Source organism: Bradyrhizobium sp. 197 (assembly GCF_023073375.1).
Classification (GTDB): Bacteria; Pseudomonadota; Alphaproteobacteria; order Rhizobiales; family Xanthobacteraceae; genus Bradyrhizobium.
On sequence record NZ_JADPJJ010000002.1, the window covers coordinates 11,979 to 27,124 of the forward strand.

The following is a 15,146-nucleotide window of genomic DNA, read 5'->3' on the forward strand; positions in this document are numbered from 1 at the left end:
GTTGCTGCCGCCCGCTACGCTCCTTCCAAAAAGGGGAGCGAAACAACCATGAAGCAACTCCGGATCGGCGACATCACCATCGATGCGGTGATCGAACGGGAAGGGCCGTGGCGGCGGCCGCAGGATTTTTTCCCGGCCTATGACGAGGGCGTGTTCAAGCGCCATCTGCCGACGATGGAGCCTGAGGTGTTCGACGCCGCGCGCGGCATGATGGTGATCACCTATCAGACCTTTGTGGTGCGCACGCCACGCTACACCATCCTGGTCGACACCTGCACCGGCGAGGACAAGGGGCATCCGCCGCCGTTCGATTTTCCCGGCAAGGAGCGCTGGCGCAACGAATTGTTCGCGCTTGGCATCGGCTTCGAGCAGATCGACTACGTCTTCTGCACGCATCTTCACATCGACCACACCGGCTGGAATACGAGCTTGCGCGACGGGCGCTGGGTGCCGACGTTTCCGAATGCGAAATACGTCTTCCACAAGGGTGAGTATGCGGCATGGGAGGCGGAGAATGCCAAGGGCAGCAATCCGCCCGGCACCGTGTTTCGCGACAATTGCCTGCCGATCGTCGAAGCCGGGCAGGCGCTGTTGGTCGATGATGATTACGCGTTAGACGACACCGTCACGCTGACGCCGACGCCGGGGCATTCGCCCTGTCATTGCTGCGTGAACATTTTCTCAAAGGACCAGCGGGCGGTGGTCGCCGGCGATCTCATGCATCACCAGATTCAGTGCCGCGAGCCGGACTGGTCGGCGAAGCCGGATTGGGATGCCAGGCAATCAGCGGTGTCACGGCGGAAGTTTTTCGCCTCCGTTGCCGATACCGACACGCTGATCCTGCCGGTGCATTTCCCGACGCCGACGGTGGGGCTGATCAAGCCGCTCGGTGGAGCGTTCGATTATCGCTTCAAGCGGGAGTAGGGCGACAGCGGATGATCTAATAAGTGTAGAACATCCGCTGGATCTCCTTGCTGTCGGTCGTCTTGGTCAGCGCCAGCATCAGCAAAATACGCGCCTTCTGAGGATTAAGCGTATCCGAGACGATGAAGTCGTGTTCGTCGTCCTTGGCTTCCCCATTGCGCGCGACGATGCCGTTCCCGACACGGCTGCTGCGAACGATCGCGACCCCCTTCTTGTGGGCGTCATCGAGAGCTGGCTCGACCGCGGGCCGGGCAAGGCTGCCATCACCGACGCCAGCATGCACGATCCCCTTCGCCCCGGCAGCGACAAAAGCGTCGATCGCGAGCCGGTTCATGTTGGCGTAGCCGTAGACAATGTCGACTTGCGGCAGGACATCGAGGTTAGAAACGTCAAATTCGGAGTCCGCCGTGTGCCGGCGCGTCGATTGACGATAGAAGTACGGCTTGTTGCCCTGCATGTAGCCGAGAAAGCCGAGTTCGGGTGTGCGGAAGGTGTCTGCCGTCGAGGTGTTGCTCTTGGTCACCTCGCGCGCCGCGTTGATCTGATCGTTGAGAGCAACGAGCACGCCCTTGCCGACCGCCTCGTCACTGCCTGCGAGGATCACCGCATTAAAGAGGTTGATCGGCCCATCCGCGCTGATCGCTGTCGATGGCCGCATCGCGCCCGCGATGACGACAGGTTTCCTGCTCTTGACAACCAGGTTCAAAAAATAGCTGGTTTCCTCGATCGTATCAGTCCCGTGCGTGATCACAATCCCATCGACGTCGTCCTGCGCGAGGAGCGAGTTGACGCGCTTTGCAAGCTTCAGCCAGTAGTCATTGTTCATGTTCTCGCTGGCGATCTGGAAAACCTGCTCGCCCTTGACGTTAGCCACGGTTTTCAGTTCGGAGACGGCGTTCAGGAGGGTCTCTATGCCCACCGTGGCTGCGGTGTAACCGACCACGGTGGTGCTGCTCGCCCCCGTGCCGGCGATCGTGCCGCCGGTTGCCAGAACCATGACGTTGGGCAGACCGGAGCCCCTTGCGTTCGCGACGTCAAAACTGATGAGCAGCGCGAACAGCAAGCTCATTGTCGCCATTATCTGACCACGCACTCGAAGTTGCCACATCTCGACCTCCATTTTCTAGAAAGCCATGTCGATGCGCCCCATTTCGCTCAGCACTGCATGATCCGTCAGCCCAGGCCTTCTGTCTAGGGTGGCGATGGTTTCGGATGATTTGGTTTGGGCGGTCGGCGCGCGGCAAAAGTTCTTCGCCTCTGTTATTCGGAAACACACACGCGAATGGCCGGGACAAGCCCGGCCATGACGCAGTTCGTTTGGCGATTGCACGCTAAAGCAACAGCAAATTCGCAGCGCGATTACGCGCCGACTTCGCACTTCTTCATGAAGCTGTTCTTGGCGGCGCCGGCGAGCGGCTTGCCATCGGCGCTCATCGCCTTGGGCGCGCAGGCGTCGGCCTTGCACTTCTTCATGAACGAGGTCTTGGCAGCGCCGGCCAAGGCCTTGCCGTCCTTGCCGACCGCTTTGCTCTCGCAGGTGTCTTCCGCGAAGGCCGAACCCGCTGCAAAGGTCGCAACGATCGCAGCCAGGAAAATCCGCTTCATCATGGTTGTCTCCCTAAACCAGAAATGGCACGCGGATTGGAACCGGGAATCGTGGCGCAATCAAGCAGGATCGGCGCCTGTGGCGCCATTTTGATCACCGGCGGGGGAGGATTGCGGCGTGTTGCGCTGCGCGCTGACCTGGCCGGGCAACCCTGCTAGCTTCGGCCGAGTTTAGCTGGAGGAGCATCGTGATGGACGCCGTGATTCCGAAAGTGCCGGAGGCCGCCGCTGATCAGCATTCGCATCTGGTCCGGCCTCAAGAGATGGAATGGCAGAAGACGCGCTTTCCGGGCTGCGAGGCCAAGACGCTGCTGTTCGATCGCAGCAGCGGTCTGATGACCGCCCTGATGCGCTTTGCGCCGGGATCGGTGCTGCCCGATCACGAGCATGTCGGCGTCGAGCAGAGTTACGTCATCGAGGGCGCTCTCGTCGACAAGGAGGGGCCGGCCAAGGGGATCGCCTGCAAGGCCGGCGAATTCATCTGGCGCGAGGCGGGCAGCCGGCATGCCGCCTGGTGCCCGGAGGGTGCCTTGATCCTGGCGATCTTCCAGGTGCCGAACAAGTTCTTCGAATCCGACGGCCGCGTCGTCGATGCCGCCGGGCAGGATTGGGACGAAACGTGGGGGCGCACCGACGCGCAACCGGCGCGGCGCGCCTAGCGGTCTCATACGCCCCGCGCGAGCAGCGCCTTGAAGTCCGCGCGTGCACGTTGCGCTTCGGCGCGCGCCACCTCGGAGGCGTCCCCGAGGCCGAAATAGCCGTGGATCAGGCCGGCGCCCTCATGATGCTTCACCCGCACACCGGCCGCCTCCAGCGCCCGTGCATAGGCCGCGCCCTCGTCGCGCAGGGGATCGTACCAGGCTGTGGTGACGATCGCGGGCGCGACGCCGGCGAGCGATGTGGCGCGTAGCGGTGAAACGCGCCAGTCGGTCGCGTGAGCCGGATCGGCGAGATAATGGCCGCAAAACCACTCCATGACGGCGCGCGAGAGGAAGTAGCCTTCGGCATTCTCGGCGCGCGAGGGAAAGGGCGCGTTCTCGCGCGCGTCCGCATAGCTGCCAACCACGTCGGTCACGGGATAGACCAGGAGTTGCGCGGCGAGCTTGATGCCGGCGTCGCGGCAGGCGATCGCGGTGGTGGCGGCGAGATTGCCTCCGGCGCTGTCGCCGGCAACGCCGAGGCGTTTTGCATCGCCGCCAAATTCCGCGACGCGGTTGAAGATGTCGCTGACCGCGGCGAAGGCGTCCTCGAAGGCGCCGGGAAAGCGCGTCTCCGGCGGACGCCGGTAGTCGACGGAGATAACGACGGCGCCGGTCTCGATCGCAAGGTTGCGCGCCTGCCGGTCATGGGTCTCGAGGTCGCCCGCGACCCAGCCGCCACCATGGAAGAACACCACGGTCGGCACGGGATTGGTGCCGACCCGGTAGACCCGTGCATCGAGCGGGCCGGCGCCGCCTTTCACCTTGATATCCGCGACGATGTCGACCGGCGGCGGCGCTATGGCCGCGCGCGAGGCAGCCAGTGCGCGCAAGGAATCGCGGGCGCTCTGTGGCGTCATCGTCGTGTGATCGCGCATCGGCAGCAGCGGAATGATCTGGGCGATGACGGGATCGAGCGGTGCGGCCATGGGATCCTCACGGGGTTCTTGGTCTTCCTTGCGGGTTAGCATAGATATTGCGCGCCGCATCGGCAACCGCTCGCATGTTGCGATGCCAGGGGATGAACGGGCAGGGAGGTCTTGAGGTGGAATTCGAAACGCTGGTCCAGTCGCGCCGCAGCGTGCGTGGCTTCAGGAACGAGCCGGTGCCGCGCGCGGTGATCGAAGCGATCATCGACAGCGCCAAGCGTGCGCCGTCGTCGATGAACACACAGCCCTGGCACGTCCACGTGCTCACAGGCAGCCCGCTGGAACAGCTGCGCCAGCGCAACATGAAAGAAATGGTCGGCGGCGCCAAGGTCAAGCGCGACATCGTCAGCCACGGCGAGTACCAGGGCGTTCACCGGACACGGCAGGTCGACATCGCCAAGCAATTGTTCGGCGCGATGGGGATCGCGCGCGACGACAAGCCGATGCGGCAGGACTGGGTGCTGCGCGGCTTCCGCCAGTTCGACGCGCCGGTCTCGCTGGTGCTGACGTATGACCGCGTGCTGGATCCCGGCGCAGTCTGCCATTTCGATCTGGGCGCGCTCTGCTACGGCATCGTGCTCGCGGCCTGGGACCGCGGTCTCGGTTCGGTGATCAACGGGCAGGGCATCATGCGCTCCGACATCGTGCGCGAGGTCGCAAACATTCCGGAGGACGAGGTGATCATGACCTGCGTCGCGATGGGCTATCCCGACGACAACTTTGCCGCGAACGCGGTGCGCTCGGACCGCGAGGGCAACGACGATTTCGTTCGCTATGTCGGATTCGCCGAGTAGTGCACGTCGAGTAGTGCACGCAGAGGAGATTATTCTCTCGACGATTTTTTTGGGCGTAGAGCCAAGCGGCCTCTTGCAATCTCGATCATGCAGGAGGAACAATATGCGGACTGAGAGGTTTGTTGCTGGCGCGAGGGAATTGACATGCGGCGGCTGGCTAGCCTGGTTCGGCGGTTCTTCGGCCCGCGGGTGCGGCGCCCGATCGATGATGATCCAACTCTTCCTTTCACACCCGACGAACTCGGCCGGCTGATCCGCAGCGGGCGGCACGAGGACATGAAGCTGCTGGCCGAAGGGCTGGCCTGCCGGTCCATCCCGCGCCGCGCCAGACATCGCGCCGCGCACTAGGTCCGCGTTGGCGACGGATTGACGCGGTTACCGCGTGAGCGCGACGTGCTTGAACGAGGTGACCAGAGCTTTCTCCAGCTTTCCATTCATTCCGCAGAGAATGTTGTAGGCCTCTGGCCTCGGCATCGTCGGCTTGTAGTGCCGGTGCTCGATCAGGGCCGCGAAGATGTCCGAGATCGTCAGGATGCGCACGACATCGCCGATGTTCTCGGCGCAGAGCGCATCCGGGTAGCCGCTGCCGTCGAGAAATTCGTGATGATGCCGCACGGCATTGAGGATCTCCGGCGAGATATTGTCTTGGTCTTTCAGAAAATCATAGCCGGCTACCGGGTGAGTCTCGATCATGGCACGTTCCCCCGGATCGAGACGGCCGGGCTTGTCGAGGATGGCAAGCGGGATCCGGGCCTTGCCGATGTCGTGGAACATGGCCGCCGTGTACAGGCGCTCCAGATCGCGCCTGCCGACGCCGAGGCTCAGGCCGAAGTCGATGGTGACGCCGGTGACGAGCAGGCAATGCTGATAGGTCCCCTCGTGATGGCGCCGCACCGTCGTGAGCCATTCCGACAGGCCATGCCGGGTGATGCGATCGGCGATCTGGCGGCCGGCTTCCTTCGTGGCGTCGACGTCGAGGGGCTCGCCGCGCGTGACGGCCGTGAACATCGAGGCGATGGCGGTCGCCGCGGTTTCGACTGCATTGTCCGGTTGCGGCGCGTGACCTGAGGAAGCAGACGCCTCTTCGGCGGGATCAGCCAGCGCTGCCAATAACTTGATCTTGTCGATCGTCCCGGGAAGGACGAGCGTGGCCCCGAGCGCGTAGGCCTGCGAGATACTCATGTGAGAGGAGTGCTCGACCAGGAAGATGCGCTTCGTCGCCTTCGCGAGCTTTGCGGCTCGTTTCTTGATGGCCGCAACGGTGTGAACGTCACGCAATTCCGCACGGATGACGATCGCGAACGGCATCTGGGACAGCTTGGCTTCCGCGTCGAGCCGTTCGCCTGCGACGGCAAACTGTTGCTCGAGAATCGAACAAACGCTCGACAATTTGTCGGAGGAATCAGCCAGCACATGCACGAACGCGCGTGCCGCTTCCTTCTCTCGGATGCCGCCGTCGCTTTTGACGGGGCGGGATATGGTTCGCGCGTTCTGCACGGTTGACCTGAATTATGCTGGAACTGGATGAGGCTGATGCATCCTTGGGCCTATTTCCTCTGAGCGGCAGTCTGCGCGGCGGCTGCCGGTTTCTTCTTGCTATCTGCGGTGATGAAGTGAACGCCGGCCGTGGTGCCGTCGATCCACACCAGTTCGCACCGCCGGAAGGCGAGACCGGTCGAGGACAGCAGCAGGAAGAACTCCTTGGCCTGGAGCACGTCGAGCGTGCCTTCAACCTCGATCTTCGCGCCGCTCTGAGACACGTCGAGCAGGACGCAGCTGCGTTGCCAGGTGCCGTCCGAGCCCATCAGATTGACGCCCTGCTTGTGATCCATCCGTACGCGAAGCGCCTTGCGACCATCGAACTTCATCGGTTAACCCCCATTTTCGCGCCGCGATTTCCCCGATCGCTTGTACCGGCGCTTGCTGCGATTTCTCCCCAGCGCACGTTCCATTGGCTGGTCGACAGAAGAAGTGTCTCGAAGATGTGTTGCGCACGTTCGCGCTCGGCAAAGGACAGCCGTGTGCCGCTGCGATTGGTGAGGATCGCAAGTGTGGTTGCCCAGTTCAGCCGTGACGCCCGACAGGCCATGACCAGCCCCTCGCAGTCGTCATCGGTCATCACTTGCTCGACAATCTCGATCGGAGCCGTCGACAGCACCGACAGCGCCGTGAACAGGTTGGCGGTCTCGCCGCGGATCGCGAAGCGGTTCACCGTGGAATCGTTGAGCTTGCCGACGCGGTTAAGGGCGACGATCTCCGGCCGTGCGCCCGCATAGTCGGCCGGACAGACGGGCTTGAGCGGAGCCGGTGCTGGAACCTGCGCGGGCGAAACTGCCGATGCGTCGAGCTTGGCTGGCTTCGTCGGGCCGGGTGAGGCCGAGAGCAGCCTTCGCACGACCAGGTCGGGCGTGCCGGGCCGCAGCGCCAGCGCCTTCATGATCTCGCCGTCCTGCTCGGCCTTCGCGACCAGCGCGTCATAAGCCGCGTCGGAAAATTCGACCCCCGGGTTCTTGATCAGGGCAAGGCAGATCGAGCTGCCGCGCCTGATCAGCGCCTCGGTCACGGCCGGCTCGATCGCGTTGCGGGCGGCGATCGCGCGTAGATGCCGCTCGCCACTGGAGGCTGCGACCACCACAAGGTCGGCTGCGGCGAGTGCCTGAGATCTGAGCAGGACGGGACACGCCACGTTCGCATCGGCGTGCGAGGCGAGCCGCCGCAACGTCTCCGGCGGAGCCGCCTTGAGTTCGGCAAGCGCGGCACTGAGCTGAATCAGAGCAATGGCATCGACCCGTTCCGTCAAACGCAGCAGAACGCTGTCGACCACACCGCAGAGCAATTCCTGAGATCGGTCGCCGCTGCCAGTGAGCAACTGCACAATACCGGAAAGGATCCGTGCGCAGCGGTCCAGCGGACACGTTGCGACCGCATCTTCCAGTTCAACCAGAACATCAGCAGGCGAATTTGCCATCATGGCAGGGGCCTGTATTCAAAATGAACTTCGACTAACCAATGACCTCCATTGTGCCCCACAGGCGTTAATTTGAAATTTAGACCTTGAGCGCCCGGGTATTGGTGCACCGCCGATACTGCAGGAAACGATATCGAAATTCGGCGAGGCTTGATCCGGCGACTTGTCCTTTCAACGGGACCCTCCAATTGATCGAGATGGATTAAGATGATTCTTTCGGTCCCACGGGACGCCGAAAGGGGGAAGCTCGAACCGGCATCGTCGCCGGGCGCGCGTCTGTTGCGACGCGACGTTTCGTATTGCCATGAACAGTGTTGATGACGCGCCCAGCTTGGCGCCAAAGATATTTCGTTTTTCCGACGTCGATGAATTTCGGAATGCCATACGCGGCCTGAATTTCGAGTTCACGCCCTTCGTACGGAGGATTTCGGCCGAGCAGACGATTCTGTCGCTGCCCGGCTGCGACGTGAATTTGACGCGCGCGTTTCCCCGCATCGTTGACGCACAGCTGGTCGAGAACTGCACCGCGATCGGGTTCACGATGGACGACCTCAACGTGCCCATCCGCTTCAATGGCTCGCAGCGCGCCCGGCCGGTTATCGTCATCGGCAGCGGCGGCGCCGCTTACACCACCATCGAGGAGGTGCAGCGGCAAATTGCCTCGGTGGTGTTCAGGCCGGAGGTGATGGATCGCGGCTGGCCCCACGCAGCCTCGAGCTTCAAGATTTTTGAAACGCCAGTCGTGGGCCTGAACCGGCTGCGCAGCGTGGTTCGGGAGGTGCTGGCTGCCGCGTCGGAACCCGTCGGTGCAGCGGAGGTGCCGCTGAAGGGCGCAGCCATGAAGGAATCGCTGCTTGGAGCCGTCGATGACGCGTTCGACAGCGTTGTCCCCGCACGATGGACCCTGCGTCCCAACGACGAGCGGAATTTCAAGATCTTCCGGAACATTCGCGCGCTTCTGTCCGACGACCTCTCGCAGCCGATCTACAGCGAGGAGATCGCGCGCAAGCTTAACCTGCCGGTGCGCACCATGCACGACGTCGTCCGCCGTTATCGCGGCATGAGCCTGCATCGCTATTTGCGCCTGCGCCGGCTGTGGCTGGTGCGCCAGCGGCTGCTCGTTGGCGCCGACAGCGTCAAGGCCGTGGCCCTGGCGTTCGGCTTCTGGCATCTCAGCGACTTCTCCAGAAGCTATCGCGATCAGTTCGGCGAGACGCCATCGCTAACGCTGGAGCGCGGCCGAGGCCGATAGCGGGATCAATGGATTGGAGCTGTGCCTTCGTGCTAGACTGCGGCCATGAGTAATCGCATCCTCGTCCTGTACGGTTCCTACCGTTCCGACCGCATGGGCATCCGCCTTGCGAATTTCGTCATCGATCGCCTGCGCGGCCGCGGCGACGACGTCGTGTTGATCGACGCCAAGGCGATCGGCCTGCCGATGCTCGATCGCATGTACAAGGAGTATGCCAAGGGCGCAGCACCCGAGGCGCTGGAGAAGCTGGCCGGAGAGATCCGCGGCGCAGACGGTTTTGTCTTCGTCACCGGCGAATACAATTGGGGAATTCAGCCGGGGTTGAAGAACCTCACAGACCATTTCCTCGAAGAGTGGTTCTGGCGTCCGGCCGCGATCGTCAGCTATTCCGCTGGCCGGCTGTCGGGTGCGCGCGCCTCGACCGCATGGCACGGCACGCTCTCGGAAATGGGCATGGTGGTGGTATCGAGCACCATCGGCGTCGGCCCGATCGCGCAGACGCTGTCGGAGGCGGGCGAACCGATCGGCGAGGGCGGCAAGGCGCTGGAACGCTCGTTCCCGCGCTTCGCCGACGATCTCGCATGGTGGATCGAGGCCGCGAAGGCGCAGCGGGCGCGCAAGGCGCCGCCGTATTGAACGGCCTTACGCGGCCCTGACCTCGCCGAGGAAGCGGTCGAACTGTCCGGCGAGATCGCGTGACTGCGTCGACAGCTGCTCGGCCGCGCCCAGCACCTCCCTCGCGGCCGTGCCGGTGTCGTCGGCGGCGCGCTGCACGCCTGATATGTTGGTGTTGACCTCCTGGGTGCCGCGCGCGGCCTCCTGGACGCTGCGTGAAATCTCCTTGGTCGCCGAGCCCTGTTGCTCGATCGCGGCCGCAATCGCGGTGCCGATCTGGTCGATCTCGCCGATCACGTCGGCGACGTTGCGGATCGCGGTCACGGTCTCGTCGCTCGCGGCCTGGATCGCCGAAATCTGCTCGGAGATTTCGGTGGTGGCCTTGGCGGTCTGGCCCGCCAGCGACTTCACCTCGGACGCAACCACCGCAAAGCCGCGGCCGGCGTCGCCGGCGCGTGCGGCCTCGATGGTGGCGTTCAGCGCCAGCAGATTGGTCTGCTCGGCGATGCTCTGGATCAGCGTGACGACGTCGCCGATCTTCTGCGCGCCCTCGGCCAGCGAGCGCGCGGTGTCGCCGGTGCGGCGGGCGTTGTCGACGGCGCGGGCCGCGATCTCGGTGCTTTGTGCGACCTGACGGCCGATCTCCGCGATCGAGGAGGTCAGCTCTTCGGTGGCGCTGGCGACGGTCTGCACGTTGGTCGACGTCTGCTCGGAGGCGGCGGCGACGACCGCGGCCTGGCTGTTGGTCTGGGCCGCCGTCGTGGTCATCGACTGCGCCGTGCTCTCCATGGTGGATGAAGCGCGGGACAGGCCGCCGACAAGCTCGGTGACCTTGGTTTCGAACGCACGAGTGAGCCCGTCGAGCGCCTGTGCGCGGCGCATCTTGCCGTCGTTCTCGGTCTGCTTCTCCGCCGCGAGCCGGTCGGCCCGGATCATGTTGTCCTTGAACACTTGAACGGCGGCGGCCATCGCGCCGATTTCGTCGGAGCGCTCCGCGCCGGGGATATCTTCCGCAACATCGCCGTCGGCAAGCCGCGCCATCCGTGTCGTCAGGTTGACGATCGGGGCGCAGACGCGGCGGCGGACCATGACGATAAGGCCGGCGCTGGCGATCAGCACGGCGAGAAGGCCGATGAGAGCGACCGTGAAGCTGGTGCGCGCGGCTGAAGACGCGCCGGCGAGGATCTGCTCCGCGTTGTCGTAAAAGGCATCGCGAACGCCGATGATGGAGCCGAGCCCCTTTTGTGACGCCGCGTAATACGTCTCGACGTCGTGCTCGTATTTGCCGCTGACGGCGCCGTCCTTGACGAGCTTGAGCTCGCGGCCGAACTCCTCGACGTAGCGCGAATTCATGGTTTCGAGCGCGCCGCCGACATTGGCCGGGGTCGCGGGATTGCCACGCAATTCCATCAGCGACATCACGATCTGGTCGCTGCGGCCCTGCATGCGGGCAACGTCGGCCTTCTCGGCATCGGTGGCGACCTTCTTGCCGCCGACGAGGTTCTTGTGAACGCTGGCATTGAGACCGCCGATGTCGCGCAGCGTCATGGCGATGTTGGCGTTGTTGGACTGGCGGTAGGCATCGCCATTGAGGATCGCCATGCGGCGGACCTGCTCGTTGAGCAGTGCGGTCACGCTGCCGTTGAGCACGGCGTTGTCGGCGACGACCTTCTTGGCGGCGTCCTTGCGCGCCTCCGCCGGCCCGGCGATCGCCTTGTCGATGGCCTCGCGCAGGGCGGTGAACTTCGCGTTGATGCCGTCGATATTGCCGCCGAGGGCGGTGCCGTCGTCGAACGGGCCGGGCAGCTCCTTGCGCAGCGCGTTCATCCTGTCGCGGGCGCCGTCGGTCTGCTTGCGCAGCTTGCCTTGCTCAGCGAGTTGCGCCGGGTCGACCGTGGCAGGGCCGTAGAGGATGTTGGTGGAGAAGCCGCGTTCGGGATTGAGATAGCGCGGGATGTCGCTGACGGCGCGGACGATCGCGAGCCGGCCCTGGGCTTCGGTGATCCGCTCGATTGTCTGGTACTTCGTCACGGCGACGTAGACGGCGAGGCCGCCGCCCACGGTCGAGAGCGAGACGATGGCGGTGGTCAGGAGCGTACCGATTTTCATGATTCTGTCCGGCAATTGGCGCGGGGGAATTATTTTGCACGAACAATAGGCAGGTGATGTTAATCCCGGGTTTACGCTCGTGGCCGCGGTCACCTGGCCTTTCGGTCAAGGGCGGCGAGGATCTCCAGCGTGGCGCCGTCGCGTTCGCCCGAAAAATATCGGGCGAGCGCCTGATCGAAAACAGGTTCGTCGGACACCGCGCCGAACAGCGTCATCGACGAGCGGAATTTGGCGTCGTCGGGCGCACCGAAGATGGCGTCGATGGTCCGCCCCTCGACGGCGAGCACGAGCCTCGTGCATTCGATCAGACGCGGACCGAGGACGGGGTGGGCGAGGTAGGCCTTGGCCTCGGCGCGGGAGGCGATGGCGTAGCGCTGCGACATGGCGCTGAAGCCGAGGCCGGCGACCTGCGGGAAGACGAACCATATCCAGTGGCTCTGCTTTCGGCCCCGGGTCAGCTCCTCCTGGACGTCGCGAAAAACCGGGTCCTGGGCCCGGACGAAGCGCGTTAGATCGAAAGGATCGGTCATTGGATACCCTGGGGGAGCCTTGGCGGCCGCGATTATGCCTAACTTTTGGCTCCCAATGTGGTAGCTGGTATAGAATCTCCGGGTGGGGGTGGGTCCCCCCGGGGGTCGATTTTGGGGATCTGATGGTTTCCGACCGCGCACAAGCCGAGGGGCTATTGTCGCGCCGCCGTATTGGGCGAGCCGAGACGATACTGCTGTCTTTGGCCGCCGTCGCGCTGGCGCTGGGCGCTGCCGCCTGGGTCGCGGATATCGGCGATTCGGCCTCGCTGGCCACCGCCGCACTGCCGCCGGCCAATGCCCCTTCGTTCGATGATCGTTTCGCTTCCACATCTGGCAGTCCGCCCACCCGCGAACTCGGCCTGCGGACGCTGGAGCTCTCCGCCTTGAATGCGGTCCAGCTCAAATTGCGCGACGCAAAGGCGATGCTCGCCCAGAAACTTCAGGGCGACGATTGGCGCGCGACCCTGACCGATGACGACAGGCACGTGGTCGACGAGACAAGGCCTTCGCAGCGGGCCGATGGTGGCGTCCCGATGCCGCGCTCGCGCCCGGCCCAGGCGGCCTTCTCCGCCCAGATCGCCTCCAGTCAGGCCTTTGCGGATGCCAATCCCAGGATCGACAACCGCAACTTCTTCGAAAAATTCACCGACAAGATCAAGCTGGCCTCGCTGACGCCGGACAGCGGCCTGTTCGGCAAGGCGCCGGATCTCGCCGCCCTCGGCTACGATTCGCGGACCGCGGTCTATGACATCTCGGCCAAAGCGCTCTACCTGCCGAGCGGCATCGCGCTGGAAGCGCATTCGGGCATGGGCGCGCTGATGGACGACCCTCAGCATGTCGACCAGCGCATGGTCGGCGCGACCCCGCCCGCGACCTATGACCTGAAGCCGCGCGAGAAGCTGTTCCACGGCGTCCGCGCGCTGCGCTTGACCCCCGCGGAGGGCACCAGCGCGCTCGGCCGCGTCGGTCTTCTCACCCACAATTTCATGCTCGGGCCGCGGGGCGACTCCAACGGCTGCGTTTCGATCAAGGACTATGATCGATTCATGAAGGCCTACGACAACGGCGAGTTCAACCGCCTGATCGTGGTGCCGCGCCTGAGCGGATCGGCGACCGCCTCGCAGCGCGCGAGCACCGACTCCTGATTGGCCTGCACGGCGGGGCTGCCGTTTTCCCTTCATTAAGCCGTCATCGTCCAGAAGCAGCCCATGAGTGATCCCCAAAATTCCGAGACCCCGCTGCGCACGACGTTCAAGATCAAGCTGAACGGCGACACGCTGGCGATTGCGACCGTCGGCCAGGCCTATCAATTCCTCACCAACTTCAAATCGGTCGAGTGGATGGAATTTCGTTCGCTGCATGAAGACGCGGTCGCCGCGCTCGAAGGCGCCGCCGACAACGCCATGCTCGTAGTGCAGGCGACCAACGCCGTGCGCGCGCTGTTCGTGAGCGCGAAGCTGCTCTGAGAGCAACACTACGTAGCCTGGATTGCGTTACGCTCCATCCGGGCTACCGCTCACAACTTGAACTCCGCTATAGGAACAGGCAAGGGCCCGCGAAGGTCGTTGCTCCAGGCCGATACATTCAAACATACTTCAGGGAGAGACCCATCATGAAACGCCGTACATTCCTCAAGGGCGGCGCCGTCGCCGGTGCGACGACGCTGGTTGCCGCACCTGCAATTGCGCAAAGCGCGCCCGAGATCAAATGGCGCCTGACCTCGAGCTTCCCGAAGTCGCTCGACACCATCTACGGCACGGCGCAGACCTTTGCGAAATACGTCGCCGAAGCCACCGACAACAAATTCCAGATCCAGACTTTTGCGGCCGGCGAGCTCGTCCCCGGCCTGCAGGCGCTCGATGCCGTCAGCGTCGCGTCCGTGGAGATGGCGCAGACCCCGCTCTATTTCTACATCGGCAAGGAGCCGGCGCTGGCTTATGCGACTGGCGCGCCCTTCGGCATGAACCATCGCCACCAGGAATCCTGGTGGGCGTTCGGCGGCGGCGCCGAGCTCACCAACGAGGCGCTGAAGCCGTTCAAGGCCCACGCCATCCTCTGCGGCAATTCCGGCACGCAGATGGGCGGCTGGTTCCGCAAGGAGATCAAGACCGTCGACGATCTCAAGGGTCTCAAATTCCGTATCGCCGGCATGGGCGGCCACGTGCTGGCGCGGCTCGGCGTGGTCCCGCAGCAGATCGCGGGCGGCGACATCTATCCGGCGCTGGAGAAGGGCACGATCGACGCGGTCGAATTCGTCGGTCCCTATGACGACGAAAAGCTCGGTTTCCAGAAGGTCGCGAAATATTACTACTTCCCCGGCTGGTGGGAAGGTGGCGCCATGCTGCACATGATCGTCAACGACGAGAAGTGGGCTTCGCTGCCGAAGCAGTATCAGGCGATCGTCAACCAGGCGGCGTCAGCTGCGGGCGCCTGGATGCTCGAGAAATACGACAGCGTGAATCCGGCGGCGCTGAAGCGGCTGATCGCCAATGGCGCGGAGCTGAAGGCGTTTCCGCAGCCGGTGATGGAGGCCTGCTACACCGCGACCCAGGAGCATCTGAACGAGCTCGCCGCCAAGAGCGACCTGTTCAAGCGCACCAAGGAGAGCCACGACGCGTATATGAAGGAGCTGCTGTTCTACACGCAGATCGCGGAAAACTATTACGACAATTATCTGCTCGGCAAGATGCGCAACAAGACCTGATCGCAGGAGGGGCACGGT

Annotated in this window: 17 protein-coding genes; 9 read left to right on the top strand and 8 right to left on the bottom strand. The window is 64.0% G+C overall.

Annotation, left to right across the window (positions count from 1 at the left end):
• Nucleotides 1-48: 48 nt before the first annotated feature.
• Nucleotides 49-924: an MBL fold metallo-hydrolase gene (locus IVB27_RS00215; RefSeq protein ID WP_247440465.1), complete on the top strand. Its 876-nt coding sequence runs from the start codon at nt 49-51 to the stop codon at nt 922-924.
• Nucleotides 925-940: 16 nt separating this feature from the next.
• On the opposite strand, the gene IVB27_RS00220 is transcribed toward IVB27_RS00215, so the two are convergent.
• The gene (locus IVB27_RS00220; protein ID WP_276000864.1) at nt 941-2,032 is read right to left on the bottom strand and encodes a type II asparaginase; all 1,092 of its coding nucleotides are present in this window, start codon (nt 2,030-2,032) and stop codon (nt 941-943) included.
• 251 nt (nt 2,033-2,283) lie between these two features.
• Nucleotides 2,284-2,532, bottom strand: coding sequence for a hypothetical protein (locus IVB27_RS00225; RefSeq protein WP_247440466.1), 249 nt, complete (start codon nt 2,530-2,532; stop codon nt 2,284-2,286).
• A gap of 188 nt (nt 2,533-2,720) precedes the next feature.
• Here IVB27_RS00225 and IVB27_RS00230 point away from each other — a divergent pair, with 188 nt between their 5' ends.
• Nucleotides 2,721-3,188 (top strand): cupin domain-containing protein, encoded by a 468-nt coding sequence (locus tag IVB27_RS00230; RefSeq protein WP_247440468.1) that lies wholly within the window; start codon nt 2,721-2,723, stop codon nt 3,186-3,188.
• A 5-nt stretch (nt 3,189-3,193) separates the two neighbouring features.
• On the opposite strand, the gene IVB27_RS00235 is transcribed toward IVB27_RS00230, so the two are convergent.
• A complete protein-coding gene (locus tag IVB27_RS00235; RefSeq protein WP_247440470.1) occupies nt 3,194-4,156 on the bottom strand; it encodes an alpha/beta hydrolase in 963 nt (320 codons plus the stop codon).
• Between the two features lie 116 nt (nt 4,157-4,272).
• On the opposite strand from IVB27_RS00235, the gene IVB27_RS00240 reads away from it, so the two are divergent.
• Together IVB27_RS00240 and IVB27_RS00245 are read left to right on the top strand one after the other, a co-directional pair.
• Nucleotides 4,273-4,950, top strand: a complete 678-nt coding sequence (locus IVB27_RS00240; RefSeq protein WP_247440473.1) for a nitroreductase — start codon at nt 4,273-4,275, stop codon at nt 4,948-4,950.
• Nucleotides 4,951-5,094: 144 nt separating this feature from the next.
• Nucleotides 5,095-5,298: a hypothetical protein gene (locus IVB27_RS00245; protein WP_247346629.1), complete on the top strand. Its 204-nt coding sequence runs from the start codon at nt 5,095-5,097 to the stop codon at nt 5,296-5,298.
• A 27-nt stretch (nt 5,299-5,325) separates the two neighbouring features.
• Here IVB27_RS00245 and IVB27_RS00250 read toward each other — a convergent pair whose 3' ends face one another.
• Genes IVB27_RS00250 through IVB27_RS00260 form a run of 3 tightly spaced genes read right to left on the bottom strand, consistent with a single transcriptional unit; the run spans nt 5,326 to nt 7,921 of the window.
• On the bottom strand, nt 5,326-6,447 hold the full coding sequence (locus IVB27_RS00250; RefSeq protein ID WP_247440476.1) for an HD-GYP domain-containing protein: 1,122 nt from the start codon (nt 6,445-6,447) through the stop codon (nt 5,326-5,328).
• 50 nt (nt 6,448-6,497) lie between these two features.
• Nucleotides 6,498-6,818, bottom strand: coding sequence for a PilZ domain-containing protein (locus IVB27_RS00255; protein WP_247440478.1), 321 nt, complete (start codon nt 6,816-6,818; stop codon nt 6,498-6,500).
• Entirely contained in the window at nt 6,815-7,921 is a 1,107-nt protein-coding gene (locus IVB27_RS00260) for a DUF2336 domain-containing protein (protein WP_247440479.1), read from the bottom strand. The genes IVB27_RS00255 and IVB27_RS00260 overlap by 4 nt, the downstream gene beginning before the upstream one ends.
• Before the next feature lie 301 nt (nt 7,922-8,222).
• On the opposite strand from IVB27_RS00260, the gene IVB27_RS00265 reads away from it, so the two are divergent.
• Nucleotides 8,223-9,170, top strand: coding sequence for an AraC family transcriptional regulator (locus IVB27_RS00265; RefSeq protein WP_247440481.1), 948 nt, complete (start codon nt 8,223-8,225; stop codon nt 9,168-9,170).
• 45 nt (nt 9,171-9,215) lie between these two features.
• On the top strand, nt 9,216-9,806 hold the full coding sequence (locus IVB27_RS00270) for an NADPH-dependent FMN reductase (RefSeq protein WP_247440483.1): 591 nt from the start codon (nt 9,216-9,218) through the stop codon (nt 9,804-9,806).
• A 6-nt stretch (nt 9,807-9,812) separates the two neighbouring features.
• On the opposite strand, the gene IVB27_RS00275 is transcribed toward IVB27_RS00270, so the two are convergent.
• Both IVB27_RS00275 and IVB27_RS00280 read right to left on the bottom strand, forming a co-directional pair.
• Nucleotides 9,813-11,894 carry a methyl-accepting chemotaxis protein gene (locus IVB27_RS00275; RefSeq protein ID WP_247440485.1) on the bottom strand — a complete coding sequence of 694 codons (2,082 nt, stop codon included), beginning with the start codon at nt 11,892-11,894 and terminating at the stop codon, nt 9,813-9,815.
• A gap of 89 nt (nt 11,895-11,983) precedes the next feature.
• On the bottom strand, nt 11,984-12,424 hold the full coding sequence (locus IVB27_RS00280; protein ID WP_247346654.1) for a DUF1810 domain-containing protein: 441 nt from the start codon (nt 12,422-12,424) through the stop codon (nt 11,984-11,986).
• A gap of 191 nt (nt 12,425-12,615) precedes the next feature.
• On the opposite strand from IVB27_RS00280, the gene IVB27_RS00285 reads away from it, so the two are divergent.
• From IVB27_RS00285 to IVB27_RS00295, 3 genes are all read left to right on the top strand, one after another.
• On the top strand, nt 12,616-13,569 hold the full coding sequence (locus IVB27_RS00285) for a DUF2778 domain-containing protein (RefSeq protein ID WP_247440624.1): 954 nt from the start codon (nt 12,616-12,618) through the stop codon (nt 13,567-13,569).
• 63 nt (nt 13,570-13,632) lie between these two features.
• Nucleotides 13,633-13,890: a hypothetical protein gene (locus tag IVB27_RS00290; RefSeq protein WP_247346656.1), complete on the top strand. Its 258-nt coding sequence runs from the start codon at nt 13,633-13,635 to the stop codon at nt 13,888-13,890.
• 146 nt (nt 13,891-14,036) lie between these two features.
• Nucleotides 14,037-15,128: a TRAP transporter substrate-binding protein gene (locus IVB27_RS00295; RefSeq protein ID WP_247440487.1), complete on the top strand. Its 1,092-nt coding sequence runs from the start codon at nt 14,037-14,039 to the stop codon at nt 15,126-15,128.
• Nucleotides 15,129-15,146: the final 18 nt, after the last annotated feature.